Annotated in this window: 15 protein-coding genes; 9 read left to right on the top strand and 6 right to left on the bottom strand. The window is 66.2% G+C overall.

Going from position 1 to position 13404, the window contains the following annotated elements; genetic code table 11:
- Window positions 1-6 precede the first annotated feature (6 nt).
- From KXD96_RS00785 to KXD96_RS00755, 7 genes are all read left to right on the top strand, one after another.
- Complete coding sequence (locus KXD96_RS00785) at window positions 7-792, top strand: 2-keto-4-pentenoate hydratase (RefSeq protein ID WP_260742317.1); 786 nt, start codon at window positions 7-9, stop codon at window positions 790-792.
- Between the two features lie 52 nt (window positions 793-844).
- On the top strand, window positions 845-1777 hold the full coding sequence (locus KXD96_RS00780) for an acetaldehyde dehydrogenase (acetylating) (protein ID WP_260742316.1): 933 nt from the start codon (window positions 845-847) through the stop codon (window positions 1775-1777).
- On the top strand, window positions 1774-2835 hold the full coding sequence (dmpG, locus tag KXD96_RS00775) for a 4-hydroxy-2-oxovalerate aldolase (RefSeq protein ID WP_260742315.1): 1062 nt from the start codon (window positions 1774-1776) through the stop codon (window positions 2833-2835). The genes KXD96_RS00780 and dmpG overlap by 4 nt, the downstream gene beginning before the upstream one ends.
- Before the next feature lie 52 nt (window positions 2836-2887).
- Complete coding sequence (locus KXD96_RS00770) at window positions 2888-3187, top strand: hypothetical protein (protein ID WP_260742314.1); 300 nt, start codon at window positions 2888-2890, stop codon at window positions 3185-3187.
- An 88-nt stretch (window positions 3188-3275) separates the two neighbouring features.
- Window positions 3276-4403 (top strand): hypothetical protein, encoded by a 1128-nt coding sequence (locus KXD96_RS00765; RefSeq protein ID WP_260742313.1) that lies wholly within the window; start codon window positions 3276-3278, stop codon window positions 4401-4403.
- A gap of 2 nt (window positions 4404-4405) precedes the next feature.
- A complete protein-coding gene (locus tag KXD96_RS00760; RefSeq protein WP_260745574.1) occupies window positions 4406-5188 on the top strand; it encodes an SDR family oxidoreductase in 783 nt (260 codons plus the stop codon).
- Window positions 5188-6333: a sulfotransferase gene (locus tag KXD96_RS00755; RefSeq protein WP_260742311.1), complete on the top strand. Its 1146-nt coding sequence runs from the start codon at window positions 5188-5190 to the stop codon at window positions 6331-6333. Before KXD96_RS00760 ends, KXD96_RS00755 begins: the two co-directional genes overlap by 1 nt.
- 1 nt (window position 6334) lies before the next feature.
- On the opposite strand, the gene KXD96_RS00750 is transcribed toward KXD96_RS00755, so the two are convergent.
- Both KXD96_RS00750 and KXD96_RS00745 read right to left on the bottom strand, forming a co-directional pair.
- On the bottom strand, window positions 6335-6787 hold the full coding sequence (locus tag KXD96_RS00750) for a hypothetical protein (protein WP_260742310.1): 453 nt from the start codon (window positions 6785-6787) through the stop codon (window positions 6335-6337).
- A gap of 5 nt (window positions 6788-6792) precedes the next feature.
- Complete coding sequence (locus KXD96_RS00745) at window positions 6793-7944, bottom strand: 3-ketosteroid-9-alpha-hydroxylase subunit A (RefSeq protein ID WP_260742309.1); 1152 nt, start codon at window positions 7942-7944, stop codon at window positions 6793-6795.
- Window positions 7945-8069: 125 nt separating this feature from the next.
- Here KXD96_RS00745 and KXD96_RS00740 point away from each other — a divergent pair, with 125 nt between their 5' ends.
- The gene (locus tag KXD96_RS00740) at window positions 8070-8594 is read left to right on the top strand and encodes a gamma carbonic anhydrase family protein (RefSeq protein ID WP_260742308.1); all 525 of its coding nucleotides are present in this window, start codon (window positions 8070-8072) and stop codon (window positions 8592-8594) included.
- Here the strand turns inward: KXD96_RS00740 and KXD96_RS00735 are convergent.
- Genes KXD96_RS00735 through KXD96_RS00720 form a run of 4 tightly spaced genes read right to left on the bottom strand, consistent with a single transcriptional unit; the run spans window position 8591 to window position 12275 of the window.
- The gene (locus tag KXD96_RS00735; RefSeq protein ID WP_260742307.1) at window positions 8591-8998 is read right to left on the bottom strand and encodes a nuclear transport factor 2 family protein; all 408 of its coding nucleotides are present in this window, start codon (window positions 8996-8998) and stop codon (window positions 8591-8593) included. The genes KXD96_RS00740 and KXD96_RS00735 overlap by 4 nt on opposite strands.
- Window positions 8995-10194: a thiolase domain-containing protein gene (locus KXD96_RS00730; RefSeq protein WP_260742306.1), complete on the bottom strand. Its 1200-nt coding sequence runs from the start codon at window positions 10192-10194 to the stop codon at window positions 8995-8997. Before KXD96_RS00730 ends, KXD96_RS00735 begins: the two co-directional genes overlap by 4 nt.
- Window positions 10194-11258, bottom strand: coding sequence for a thiolase domain-containing protein (locus KXD96_RS00725; RefSeq protein ID WP_260742305.1), 1065 nt, complete (start codon window positions 11256-11258; stop codon window positions 10194-10196). The genes KXD96_RS00730 and KXD96_RS00725 overlap by 1 nt, the downstream gene beginning before the upstream one ends.
- A gap of 15 nt (window positions 11259-11273) precedes the next feature.
- A complete protein-coding gene (locus KXD96_RS00720) occupies window positions 11274-12275 on the bottom strand; it encodes a Zn-ribbon domain-containing OB-fold protein (RefSeq protein ID WP_260742304.1) in 1002 nt (333 codons plus the stop codon).
- Window positions 12276-12342: 67 nt separating this feature from the next.
- Between KXD96_RS00720 and KXD96_RS00715 the strand changes: the two genes are divergently transcribed.
- Window positions 12343-13374 (top strand): LLM class F420-dependent oxidoreductase, encoded by a 1032-nt coding sequence (locus tag KXD96_RS00715; protein ID WP_260745573.1) that lies wholly within the window; start codon window positions 12343-12345, stop codon window positions 13372-13374.
- The last annotated feature ends 30 nt before the right edge of the window (window positions 13375-13404 follow it).

Raw genomic sequence — 13404 nt, 5'->3', positions numbered from 1 at the left:
CTGCAGATGCTCAGTGTTGCGACACGAGACGAGCTTGCTGCCGACCTGGCGCAGGCCGAACGGAGCCGCCTGCCGATCGCTCCGCTGACCGCCGCCCACCCGGACATCGACGTCGTCGACGCGTATGAGATCCAGCTGATCAACATCCGCCAACGGGTCGCCGAGGGGGCCCGGGTGCTCGGCCACAAGGTGGGCCTGTCGTCGAAGGCGATCCAGCAGATGATGGGGGTCGACGAGCCGGACTACGGGCATTTGCTCGACGAGATGCAATTGTTCGAAGACACCCCGGTGGAGGTGGGTCGCTACCTGTGGCCGAGGGTCGAGGTGGAGGTCGGTTTCATCCTCAACGCCGACCTGCCGGGCGCCGACTGCACCGAGGACGACGTGCTGGCGGCCACCGAGGCGCTGGTCCCGTCGATCGAGTTGATCGACACCAGGATCACCGACTGGAAGATCGAGTTGTGCGACACCATCGCCGACAACGCCTCGTCGGCGGGCTTCGTGTTGGGCAAGGCTCGCGTCTCGCCGCACGACCTTGACGTCAAGGGGATCGATGCGGTCCTCACCCGCAACGGTGAGGTGGTCGCCAAGGGCCGCACCGACGCGGTGCTGGGCAACCCGGTCACCGCGGTGGCCTGGCTGGCCCGCAAGGTCGAGGGCTTCGGCGTACGTTTGCGCAAGGGCGACGTGGTGCTACCCGGATCGTGCACGCGAGCGATCGACGTGCACGCCGGCGACCAGTTTGTGGCCGACTTCGCCGGGCTTGGTTCCGTTCAGTTGTCATTCGAATAGTCTCGATTTAAATCGTCGGACTTAAATATCGAGACCTTCGCAAAGGAGCGTCATGCCGGCTAAGGCGAGTGTGGCCTTAAAAGTGGCGATTGTCGGGTCGGGAAACATCAGTACTGACCTGCTGTACAAGCTGCTGCGGTCCGACTGGCTCGAGCCGCGCTGGATGGTGGGCATCGACCCGGACAGCGAGGGCCTGGCCCGGGCCCGCAAGCTGGGCCTGGAGACCACGCACGAGGGGGTCGACTGGTTGCTGGCCCAGCCGGAGAAGCCCGACCTGGTGTTCGAGGCGACCAGCGCGTACGTGCACCGGGACGCGGCCCCGAAGTATGAGGCCGCGGGGATTCGGGCCATCGACTTGACCCCGGCAGCGGTGGGCCCGGCGGTAATCCCGCCGGCGAACCTGCGCCAGCACCTGGACGCGCCGAACGTCAACATGATCACCTGCGGCGGCCAGGCCACGATCCCGATCGTCTACGCGGTGTCGCGCGTGGTCGACGTGCCCTACGCCGAGATCGTGGCGTCGGTGGCTTCCGTTTCCGCGGGTCCCGGGACGCGGGCGAACATCGACGAGTTCACCAAGACCACCAGCAGGGGCGTGGAGACCATCGGTGGCGCCAAGCGCGGCAAGGCGATCATCATCCTCAACCCGGCCGATCCGCCGATGATCATGCGCGACACCATCTTCTGCGCCATCCCCGAGGACGCCGACCGCGACGCGATCGCCAAGTCCATCCACGACGTGGTGGCCGAGGTGCAGACCTACGTGCCGGGATACCGGTTGCTCAACGAGCCGCAGTTCGACGAGCCGTCGCTCAACTCCGGCGGCCAGGCGGTGGTCACCACCTTCGTCGAGGTGGAGGGCGCCGGCGATTACCTGCCCCCGTATGCGGGCAACCTGGACATCATGACCGCCGCGGCCACCAAGGTCGGCGAGGAGATCGCGAAGGAATCCCTGTCCGCGACGGCGGGAGGAATGCAAGCATGAGCACCAAGGAGATTTTCTTCAACCCGGTTTGGGACGTCCGGCTGACCGACACGTCGTTGCGCGACGGCTCCCATCACAAGCGCCACCAGTTCACCAAAGAAGAGGTGGGTGCCATCGTGGCCGCCCTGGACACCGCGGGGGTGCCGGTCATCGAGGTCACGCACGGTGACGGGCTGGGCGGGTCGAGTTTCAATTACGGGTTCTCCAAGACCCCCGAGCAGGAGCTGATCAAGCTGGCCGCCGAGACGGCGAAAGAGGCCAAGATCGCCTTCTTGATGCTGCCCGGCGTGGGCACCAAGGAGGACATCAAGGAAGCCCAGAACAACGGCGGGTCGATCTGCCGGATCGCCACCCATTGCACCGAGGCCGACGTCTCCATCCAGCACTTCGGCCTGGCCCGCGAGCTGGGCCTGGAGACCGTCGGGTTCCTGATGATGAGTCACACGATTCCGCCGGAAAAACTCGCGCAGCAGGCCCGAATCATGGCCGACGCCGGTTGCCAGTGCGTCTATGTGGTCGATTCGGCCGGCGCGCTGGTCCTCGAAGGCGTGCGCGACCGGGTGGCCGCACTGGTCGCCGAGCTCGGCGACGACGCCCAGGTCGGCTTCCACGGGCACGAGAACCTGGGTCTGGGGGTGGCCAACTCGGTGGAGGCCGTCCGTGCCGGGGCCAAGCAGATCGACGGCTCGTGCCGCCGGTTCGGCGCGGGCGCAGGCAACGCGCCCGTCGAGGCGCTCATCGGGGTGTTCGACAAGATCGGCGTCAAGACCGGCATCGATTTCTTCGACATCGCCGATGCCGCCGAAGAGGTCGTCGCCCCGGCCATGCCCGCCGAGTGCCTGCTGGACCGCAACGCCTTGATCATGGGCTATTCCGGGGTGTACTCGAGCTTCCTCAAGCACGCCATCCGCCAGTCCGAGCGCTACGGCGTGCCGGCCCACCAGCTGCTGCACCGCGCGGGTCAGCGCAAGCTCATCGGCGGCCAGGAAGACCAGCTCATCGACATCGCGCTGGAAATCAAGCGGGAGCAAGAAAGCGGCGCCGCCGCCACCAAATAGCCGCCCCTTCGCCCACAGGCTACGCAAAGCTGCCGCGGGTAACCTGGCGCGCATGACCGTGACATCCAGGACATCTCGTGGCAGCGGACGGTCCCGCGCACTCGCCGGAGGTTTGCTGGCGGCTACCGCCGCGACGGTGATCGCGTTCCCGGTGGCCAACGCGGCGCCCCAATGTGATCAGACCGTCGGCCAATCCATCGACTCGTATCTGCAGCGGCATCCCGACCTCCACCGGCAGCTGCAGGCCAAGGCGCAGGCGGAGGGCGGCAACGGCAACGTCATCGACTATCTGAATCGGCATCCGGACGTGCGGCAGCATCTGATCGACCTGTCGCAGCAGTGCGCGCCCTAGTGAGTCGGCCTCGTCGGTGAACTCCCCGTCCGAGGCGCGAGAACGTTCGCCATTGACGAAAAAGTAGAACACGTTCTAGCGTCTATGCGTGTTCTCTGATCCCCTTACCCAAGCGATCGCCGAGGCCGAGAAACTGGTCGCCGACGCACCCTTCATCGAGACCGAAGCGGACCTGCTCGAAGGCCTGCAATACCTGGCGGGCTGCGTCTCGGCCTGCATACACCTGGCCTTCGACTACGAGCGCGACCACCCCTTCCTGCAGTCCGGAACCGGGCCGTTCACCAAGATGGGTCTGGACAATCCCGACACCCTCTACTTCGGCACCCGGGTGCATGCCAATCACGACTACGTCGTCACCGGCCGGCGCGGCACCACGACCGACCTGAGCTTCCAGCTGCTCGGCGGCGAGTACACGGACGACAACGTGCCGGCCAGCCAGGCCGCGTTCGACGACCGCGAACTCGAGATCGCTGCCGACGGCAGCTTCGAGTGGCGGGTGCGGCCCACCAGTAACGGGCAGCTGGTCATCCGCGAGGTCTACGGTGACTGGTCGGCGCGGCGCGGCACGCTCGCCATTTCACGGCTGGACACCGCGGGCACCGCCCCGCCGCCCCTGACTCGCGAGACCATCGAAAAGCGTTACGCCACAGCCGGAAAGCAACTCGTCAACCGGGTGAAGACCTGGCTGCAGTTCCCGCAGTGGTTCTATCTCGATCTTCGCGTCAACACCATGGTCGCGCCCCGGTTGACGCCGGGCGGCCTGGCGACCCAGTATTCGTCGGTCGGCCACTACGACCTGCGATCCGATCAGGCGCTGGTGATCACCATCCCGGTCTCCGACGCGCCCTACCTCGGCTTCCAGCTGGGCAGCCTGTGGTACATCTCGTTGGACTACATCAATCACCAGACTTCGCTGAACAACACTCAGGCGCAAGCTGATCCGGACGGCAAGGTGCGTATCGTCGTCGCAGACCAGAACCCGGGAGTGACCAACTGGGTGGAGACGCTGGGCCATCGGCGTGGCTTCTTGCAGTTCCGCTGGCAGCGGGTGTCGCGTCAACTCACCGAGGCGGATGGCCCCGCCGTGCAGCTGGTCGACTTCGACGCCATCCCGGCCACGTTGCCATACTTCGAGCACAATAAGATCTCCGACGACGAATGGCGGGCGCGAATAGCGCTGCGCCAACAACAAATTGCGGCAAGGATGCTGGGGTGACGATGTCAGGCTTGCTCAACGGAAAGGTCGTCGTCATCAGTGGCGTCGGGCCGGGGCTCGGCACCACCCTGGCGCACCGGTGCTCCCAGGACGGCGCCGAGTTGGTGCTGGCGGCGCGCACGGTGGAGCGGCTGGAAAGCGTCGCTAAACAGGTCAACGACACGGGGCACAAGGCGTTGGCGGTGCGTGCCGACATCACCGACGACGACGAGGTCAACTACCTCGTCGAGACCACCATGGCGACCTACGGCAAGGTCGACGCGCTGATCAACAACGCCTTCCGGGTGCCATCCATGAAGCCGTTGGCGGGCACAAGTTTTCAGCACATCCGCGACGCGATCGAACTCAGCGCGCTCGGCGCATTGCGGCTCATCCAGGCTTTCACACCCGCGCTGGAAAAGTCGCACGGATCGATTGTCAACGTCAACTCCATGGTGCTGCGCCATTCGCAGGCCAAATACGGCGCCTACAAGATGGCCAAGTCGGCGCTCCTGTCCATGTCGCAGTCGCTGGCCACCGAGTTGGGCGAGAAGGGTATCCGCGTCAATTCGGTTGCCCCCGGCTATATCTGGGGCGACACCCTGCAGGCCTACTTCGAACATCAGGCGGGCAAGTACGGCACCACGGTGGACCAGATCTACGCGGCCACCGCGGCCAACTCCGATCTGAAGCGTTTGCCGACCGAAGACGAGGTGGCCTCGGCGATCATTTTCCTGGCCAGCGACCTGTCCAGCGGCATCACCGGGCAAACCCTGGACGTCAACTGCGGGGAGTACCACCACTGATGTCCGATCGCACCGATATCGGCACCGTCGAGGAATTGCACGCATCGGCCACCAAGCTGACCGGGCTCGACGACTTCGGTACCAACGACGACAACTATCTCGAAGCGCTTCAGGTGCTGCTGGACTCCTACCGGCGTGAAGCCGGCCTTACGGTGTTGGGCAGCAAGATGAATCGGTTCTTCCTGCGCGGTGCGCTGGTGGCTCGGCTGCTGTCCGAGGCTTCGTGGAAGCAGTACCCGCAGCACGCCGACGTCGTGATCGAACGCCCGATCTTCGTCACCGGCCTGGTGCGCACCGGCACCACCGCGCTGCACCGGCTACTGGGCGCCGACCCCGCGCATCAGGGCCTGCACATGTGGCTGGCCGAATTCCCGCAGCCGCGTCCACCGCGCGAAACCTGGGATTCGAACCCGATGTATCGCCAGCTTGACGCGCAATTCAACCAGCACCACCAGGACAACCCCGGCTACACCGGCCTGCACTTCATGGCCGCATACGAACTCGAGGAATGCTGGCAGTTGCTGCGGCAGTCGCTGCATTCGGTGTCCTACGAGACGTTGGCACACCTCCCGAGTTACGCGCACTGGCTCTCGGAGCAGGACTGGGCGCCGTCCTATCAGCGGCACCGCAAGAACCTCCAGCTGATCGGGCTCAATGACGCCGAAAAGCGCTGGGTGCTCAAGAATCCCAGCCATCTGTTCGCGTTGGACGCTTTGATGGCGACCTATCCCGACGCGCTGGTGATTCAAACCCACCGCCCGGTCGAGACGATCATGGCGTCGATGTGCTCGCTCGCGCAGCACACCACCGAGGGATGGTCGACGACGTTCGAAGGCGCCCAGATCGGTGCGGACGCAATGGATACCTGGTCGCGTGGACTGGAGCGCTTCAACACCGCGCGCGCCAAATACTCGCCGGCCCAGTTCTACGACGTCGACTACAAGGAGCTGATCGCCGACCCGATCGGCACGGTGGCCGACATCTACCGGCACTTCGATCTGACGCTGACCGACGAGGCGAGGGCGGCCATGGAAAAGGCGCACGCCGACAGCCAGTCCGGTGAGCGCGCGCCGAAACACCGGTACACGCTGGCCGATTACGGGCTGACCGCCGACACGGTCAAAGAGCGCTTCGCCGGGCTGTAGGTCAGTCGTCCCCGGGCACCGGCTCGCCCAGGTAACCCTCCGCGACCGCATGCTCGATGCTGTCGCTCAACTTGGGACACGACCGGGTGCGTGCGGTATCGCCACCGGAGTTGCGCACCTCGGTGAAGTACGCACACCGTTGCCAGGCTTCGGTGTTCCACTGCACCGCGGTGTGTCCCGGCCCGAGCCTTCGGACGGTGACCGTGACATGGCAGAACCGGCAGTCCACCGGCAGCAGGCCCGAAGTGAGGTAGCGCTCCCGGTCGGCGCGGCTGGCCTCGGCGACTGCGGCGGCGCGCTGCGGATCGTTGGCGAAATCCCTTGACTTCGACCAGGATCCCGAGCCACCCTCGCCCACGGGCGTGTCGTCGTGATCGTGGTGGTCACCGTGCAGCATCAGCATCGACCGCGCGAGCCGGTCGACGTCTGGTACCGCCGGTTCATCCTGGCTCATGGGAGTCAGTGTTGTTCCGCGGGCATTTCGTCTCTGGCCTTCAGGTTCTCTTCGACCTCGGCATTCCAGTACTCGTTGGCCCGCGTGGTGTCCACCTCGATCTCGAAGCGTTCCACCATCTCCGGCTGGATGTCGGCAACGTCGACGTAGAACTGCTGATACCAGCGGCGCAGCTGATAGACGGCGCCGTCCTCCTCGACCAGCAGCGGATTGTCGATGCGGGTCTTGTGCTTCCAGATCTCGACGTCCTGCAGGAAGCCCTTGCTGACGCCTTCGGTGAACACCCGCGACAGCTTGTCGGTCATCTCTTCGTCCATGCCCTTGGGCTTTTCGACGATGACGCCCCACTGCAGCACGAACGAGTTCTGGGTCACCGGGTAGTGGCAGTTGATCAGGATCGACTCGGCCTTATAGCCGCCGTAGCTGTTGTGCAGCCAGTTGATCATGAACGACGGTCCGAAGTAGGACGCCTCGGAGTCAAGGTGCGCCTCGCCGTAGGAGGTGCCCAGGTCGTTGACATCGGGCCGGCCCACGTTGTGCAGGTACTGCGACGCGATGTGCCCCTCGAAAACGTTCTTGAAGTACGTCGGCAGACCGAAATGGATGTAGAAGAAGTGCGCCATGTCGGTGACGTTGTCGATGATGTCGCGGCAGTTCGACCCCTCGATGAGGATGCGGTTCCACCGCCACTCCGTCCACTCGTCGCTGGCGGCTTCCGGGATGTCGGGAATCCGGACCGCGGGGTCGGGCGGATTCTGTTCGTGGTCGTGCCAGACGAACAGCAGGCCGCCGCGCACGTCGGTTGCCCACGAGCGGGTGCGCGCCGTCTTGGGCGTGCGCTTGGCGTACGGCACCAGCTTGCAGCGCCCATCGCCGCCCCAGCGCCAGTCGTGGAACGGGCAGGCCACCTCGTCGCCCTTGATGGTGCCCTGCGACAGATCGCCACCCATGTGCCTGCAGTAGCCGTCCAGAACCTTCAGGTCCCCATGTGAGTCGGCGAAAACCACCAGTTTGGTGCCGAACGCCTCGACCGAGTGCGGCTTACCGTCCTGGAATTCCTTCGCGACGCCCAGGCAGTGCCAGCCCCGGGCGTACCTCGTCGGCAATGCGCCGGGATCGATCTCCCGGATGCCGACCGCCTTGGTGTCGGTACTCACCTGTCACCTCCAACTCACGAGCCCTCTAACTAGAACACGTTACAGTTTTGCGGCGGGGGCGCGCAATGACGGCGGGTCCGACCGGGATACCCACGGCGTATGCGCGCTCGGGGTATATCTAGACGATGCCGCTGTTTGCTTTCGAGGGTCGGGCGCCGCGGGTCGATCCGACCGCGTTCGTGGCCCCCACCGCCACCCTGATTGGCGACGTTGTCGTCGAGGCCGGTGCGTCGGTGTGGTTCAACACCGTGCTGCGCGGCGATTACGGGCCAATCGTGGTGCGCGAGGGCGCGAACGTGCAGGACGGGTCGGTGCTACACGCGCCACCCGGCATCCCGGTCGACATCGGCCCCGGCGCCACGGTGGCGCACCTGTGCTGCATTCACGGCGTGCACGTCGGATCCGAGGCCCTGATTGCCAACCACGCCACGGTCCTCGATGGCGCGGTCATCGGCGCGCGCAGCCTGATCGCGGCCCACTCGCTGGTGACGGCCGGCACCCAGATTCCGGCCGGCATGCTGGCGGTGGGCGCGCCCGCCCAGATCAAGGGTCCGGTCGCCGGAACGGGCGCCGAGATGTGGGTCAAGGTGAATCCGCAGGCCTACCGCGAACTGGCTCAGCGGCACCTGGCCGGGCTCGAGCCGCTTTAGACCTTCCGGGCCGAGGCGGCCGCGCGGTCCATCTCCCAATAGGCGCGCAGCGCGATCAGCTTGCCCTCGTCGTCGGCCTTGTACGTGAAGACGCCCTCCGCGGTCACCTGGTAGTCGCCATGGGTGATGAGGATGTGCCCGACGTTGGCTTCCTCGTTGCCGCATTGGTAGGTGTCGCGGAACACGAACTCGATCCTGGTGGTGGGGGCAATGGCCTTGTCCCAGAAGGCCGAGATCGCGTCGCGGCCCCGGTGCCCCTTGCCTTCCGGGTCGAAGGCCGACGGCCCGATCGGGTCCTCGACGATGGCGTCGTCGGCGAACACCGCCAGCCACGCTTCTTTGTCCCTGGCGATGACCGCCTCGCGCGAGCGCCGGCCGGCCTCGTGCGCGGGATGCTCGCTCACGCGCCGACTTTCTCCGGCGTCGGCTTTTCCGCGCCGACCACCCACATGGAGTAGTACTGCGAGCCGCCGCCGTAGGCGTGCCCCAACGCCTTGCGCGCGCCCGGAACCTGGTGATCCCCGCCCTTGCCCATCACCTGAATCGCCGCCTCGGCGAACCGGATCATGCCCGAGGCGCCGATCGGGTTCGACGAAAGCACACCGCCCGACGGGTTGACCGGCAACCGTCCACCGATCGCCGTTTCGCCGGCTTCGGTCAGCTTCCAGCCCTCGCCCTCGGGCGCAAACCCCAGGTTTTCCAACCACATCGGCTCGAACCACGAGAACGGAACGTAGATTTCGGCGACGTCGATCTCGTCGATCGGGCTGGTGATGCCCGCCGCCTTCCACAGCGCGGCGGCCGCATCGCGTCCGGCCTGCGGGCTCACCTGGTCGCGGCCGGAGAACTGCAGCGGCTCGGTGCGCAGCGCGGTGGCGTGAATCCAGGCGACCGGATTGCCTTGCGCCAACCGGGCTTCGGCGGCCTCCTCGTTACCGATCACCACCGCGCAGGCGCCGTCCGACGATGGGCACGTCTCGTCGTAGCGGATGGGGTCCCACAGCATCGGCGACTGCATCACCTTCTCGAGGGTGATGTCGGGCTGGTGCAGGTGCGCCAAGGGGTTGCGGGCTCCGTTGAGCCGGTCCTTGACCGCCACCATGGCACCGATGTTCAACGGTGCGCCGGAGCGGCGGATGTACGACCGCACGTGCGGGGCGAAGTACCCGCCGGCACCAGCGCCCACCGGCTTGATGAACGGGACCGGAATCGACAACGCCCACATGGCGTTTGACTCCGACTGCTTCTCCCACGCCATCGCCAGCACGCGCCGGTACTTCCCGGACTGCACCAGGCTGGCGGCCACGATGGCGGTGGATCCGCCGACCGAACCCGCGGTGTGCACCCGGATCAGCGGCTTGCCGGTGGCTCCCATCGCGTCGGCCATGAACAGCTCCGGCATCATGACGCCCTCGAAGAAGTCGGGCGCCTTGCCGACGACGACGGCGTCGATGTCGTCGAACGTCGAACCGGAATCTTCCAGCGCACGGTCGATCGCCTCGCGCACCAGGCCGTTCATCGAAACGTCTTTGCGCTTGGCTACATACTTGGTTTGCCCGGTACCCAGTACCGCGGCGAGGTGCGCACCTGCACCGGCCATCAGTTCTTTCCTTCCATGACCGCGACCAGGTTCTGTTGCAACGCGGGCCCGCTGGTGGCGTGCGCGAGTACCCGTTCGGCCGACCCGTTCCAGATGTGTTGCGCCGCAAAGCCGATGCGCTCGAGGCCGGCTGAGAACATGGGGTTGGCGGCGAGCGCGCCGCCGGACGGATTGACTTTGGTCGGCCCGGGTATCCGGATGGCTTCCTCGATGATCAAGTGCTGGTGGGTGAAGGGCGCGCAAATCTCGGCCACGTCGAGGTTGCCGGTCTTTCCACCCGTGGCGACTTGGGCCGCCACCCTGGTCGACTCGGACTCGGTGAGGTCGCGCGCGCCCAGGGACGGGGTTTCGATGCGGTGCTCGATTCCCGTGATCCAGGCCGGGTTTTCGCGCAGCTCGCGCGCCCGGCCGTCCGCCGCGAGCACGATGGCGGCGGCGCCGTCGGTGATGGGCGCGATGTCATGGCGCCGCAGCGGCTCGGCGTAGAACGGCCTTTCGAGCAATTCCGCGACGCTGATCGCCGGTTCCACGGAGTCCACCCGGCGGGCATTGGCAAAGGAGTCGAACGCGACGCGCGCCATGTGCTCTTCGGTCCACTTACCGGTGTCGAGCCCCATGCGGGCTTGCAGCGCCGCCATCGACACCGAGTCCGGCCATAACGGCGCGACGGTGTAGGGGTCGGTCTGCCGCGACAAGATCTGGCGCAGGATCCCGGCCGAGGACTTGCCGAACCCGTACACCAGTGCGGTGTCGACCTCGCCGGTCAGGATCTTGATGTAGGCCTCGTAAAGGGCCCACGCCGCGTCCATCTCGACGTGTGATTCGTTGATCGGCGGTACGGCGCCGATCGAGTCGATCGCCGAGATGAACGAGAAGGCCCGGCCGGCAAGGTAATCGGACGATCCCGAGCACCAGAAGCCGATGTCGGCCTTGGTGATCCCGAGCTCCTTGTAGAGTTCGGCGAAACACGGCATCAGCATCTCGACGCCGTTGGTGGTGCCGTCGGTGCGGCGTACGTGTGGGGCGTGGGCGAAGCCGACGACCGCAACGTTGCGAGCGCTCATTGATAGGTAAGCCCTTTACAGGTGGTGCTTGTAGGTGTCGTAGTCGGCGTCGGGTTCCCCCGTCGGCCGGAAGTACTCGATGTTGTCGATGCCAAAGCCCCACTCCTCGCGGGGTTTCCACACCGCCTCGACGCGCATGCCCATCCGCACCTCGTGCGCGTCGACGTCGGCGACCAGATGCAGAAAGGGGATGTCGGCCCCGTCGAGCAGCACGTAGGCCGCCACGTAGGGCGGTTTGATGCGCTGCCCCTGGAACGGGATGTTGATGATCGCGAACGTCGTGACGGTGCCCTTGTCGGGCAGCTCGACGAACTCGGTGGTCGGCTGGCCGGTGGCCGGGTCTGCGCCGTGCGGCGGGAAGTAGACCTTCCCTTCCGCGCCGGTGCGCGCGCCCAGCAGCTTGCCCTGGGCGATGGCGCGCAGGTAGGCGCTCTCCTCGTGCGAGGCGGTGTGCTGGATCGTCAGCGAGATCGGTGTGACGATCATGGTCACCGGATCCTGTTCGCCCGCCGCCTGTTCGGGCACGGGTTCGGCTTTTTCGCCGAGCTCGAAGTAGGCGATGTCGGTGATGGCGCCCACCGGCTCGTCGGCCCAGTGCACGTGCACCCGCGAGCCGGTCTTGATGGCCGAAGGACCGGCGGCTCCCACATCCACGGCATGCATCATCGGCGTGTCCGCACCGTCGAGCTTGATCAGCGCCCAGGCGAACGGACGGTCCAGCGGCTGGCCTTCCAACGGTTCGGGTTGCCACGCCCAGGAAACGACGGTGCCGACACTGGACACCGGAACCATCTCGCCCAGCGGCTCGTAGGTGACCGGGTCGTATTCTGCCGGCGGTACGTGAACCCGGCCGTCGGATCCGCGCACCCCCAGGACGTGGCGCTCACGCAGTGCGGTGAAGAACTTGCTTAGCGTGGGGCCGACCGAACGGGTGTAGTCGAAAGCCAATGTCAGTGGCGCGGAGAGCGGTGGCTCAGTGGGATCCGTCAAGGTCGGGCTGCTCGAGCTGGCTGTCACGCCATCGAGTAGAACAGGTTCTAAGAACGGTTTCAACATCGGGATGCCCTAGGAAGGGTCAGTGACTATGAAGCTTGGGTTGCAGCTCGGATATTGGGGCGCTCAGCCGCCGGGGAATCACGCGGAGCTCGTCGCCGCGGCCGAGGAAGCCGGGTTCGACGCCGTGTTCACGGCCGAGGCGTGGGGGTCGGACGCCTACACGCCGCTGGCCTGGTTGGGATCGTCGACCCGCCGGCTGCGGCTTGGCACCTCGGTGATCCAGCTGTCCGCGCGCACCCCGACGGCAACTGCGATGGCCGCGCTCACGCTCGACCACCTGTCCGGGGGCCGGCACATCCTCGGGCTCGGCGTCTCCGGGCCGCAGGTGGTGGAGGGCTGGTACGGCCGGCCGTTCCCCAAGCCGCTGGCCCGTACCCGTGAGTACATCGACATCATGCGGCAGGTTTGGGCGCGGGAGAAGCCAGTCACCAGCGACGGCCCGCACTATCCGCTGCCGTTGACGGGCTCGGGGACCACCGGCCTGGGCAAGGCGCTCAAGCCCATCACGCACCCACTGCGCGCCGACATCCCGATCATGCTGGGGGCCGAGGGGCCGAAGAACGTGGCCCTGGCCGCCGAGATCTGCGACGGCTGGCTGCCCATCTTCTACACGCCGCGGATGGCGGACACCTACAACGAATGGCTCGACGAAGGGTTCGCGCGGCCCGGGGCCCGACGCAGCCGCAAGGACTTCGAGATCTGCGCGACCGCCAACATCGTCATCACCGACGACCGCGCCGCGGCCTTCGCGGCCATGAAGCCCTATCTGGCCCTCTACATGGGCGGCATGGGCGCCGAGGACACCAATTTCCACGCCGACGTGTACCGCCGGATGGGCTACGCCGAGGTGGTGGACGAGGTGACCAAGCTGTTCCGCAGCAACCAGAAGGACAAGGCCGCGGCGATCATCCCCGACGAGGTGGTCGACGACGCCGCGATCGTCGGCGACATCAACTACGTCCGTGAGCAGGTCAAGGTCTGGGAGGCCGCCGGCGTGACCATGATGGTGGTCAACGGACGCAACGAGGCGCAGATCAGGGAGCTCGCCACGCTGATCTGACCCGGTATTGCCCAATGAATAGAACGCGTT

Source organism: Mycobacterium sp. SMC-2 (assembly GCF_025263485.1).
GTDB lineage: Bacteria > Actinomycetota > Actinomycetes > Mycobacteriales > Mycobacteriaceae > Mycobacterium.
This window is presented reverse-complemented; position numbering and strand designations above follow the sequence as displayed.

What these genes read in the sequence shown, in the direction of transcription:
- KXD96_RS00785 (WP_260742317.1), top strand. Translation starts at nt 7, where the DNA reads ATGCTCAGTGTTGCGACACGAGACGAGCTTGCTGCCGACCTGGCGCAG.
- KXD96_RS00780 (WP_260742316.1), top strand. Translation starts at nt 845, where the DNA reads ATGCCGGCTAAGGCGAGTGTGGCCTTAAAAGTGGCGATTGTCGGGTCG.
- dmpG (WP_260742315.1), top strand. Translation starts at nt 1,774, where the DNA reads ATGAGCACCAAGGAGATTTTCTTCAACCCGGTTTGGGACGTCCGGCTG.
- KXD96_RS00770 (WP_260742314.1), top strand. Translation starts at nt 2,888, where the DNA reads ATGACCGTGACATCCAGGACATCTCGTGGCAGCGGACGGTCCCGCGCA.
- KXD96_RS00760 (WP_260745574.1), top strand. Translation starts at nt 4,406, where the DNA reads ATGTCAGGCTTGCTCAACGGAAAGGTCGTCGTCATCAGTGGCGTCGGG.
- KXD96_RS00755 (WP_260742311.1), top strand. Translation starts at nt 5,188, where the DNA reads ATGTCCGATCGCACCGATATCGGCACCGTCGAGGAATTGCACGCATCG.
- KXD96_RS00750 (WP_260742310.1), bottom strand. Translation starts at nt 6,787, where the DNA reads ATGAGCCAGGATGAACCGGCGGTACCAGACGTCGACCGGCTCGCGCGG.
- KXD96_RS00740 (WP_260742308.1), top strand. Translation starts at nt 8,070, where the DNA reads ATGCCGCTGTTTGCTTTCGAGGGTCGGGCGCCGCGGGTCGATCCGACC.
- KXD96_RS00730 (WP_260742306.1), bottom strand. Translation starts at nt 10,194, where the DNA reads ATGGCCGGTGCAGGTGCGCACCTCGCCGCGGTACTGGGTACCGGGCAA.
- KXD96_RS00725 (WP_260742305.1), bottom strand. Translation starts at nt 11,258, where the DNA reads ATGAGCGCTCGCAACGTTGCGGTCGTCGGCTTCGCCCACGCCCCACAC.
- KXD96_RS00715 (WP_260745573.1), top strand. Translation starts at nt 12,343, where the DNA reads ATGAAGCTTGGGTTGCAGCTCGGATATTGGGGCGCTCAGCCGCCGGGG.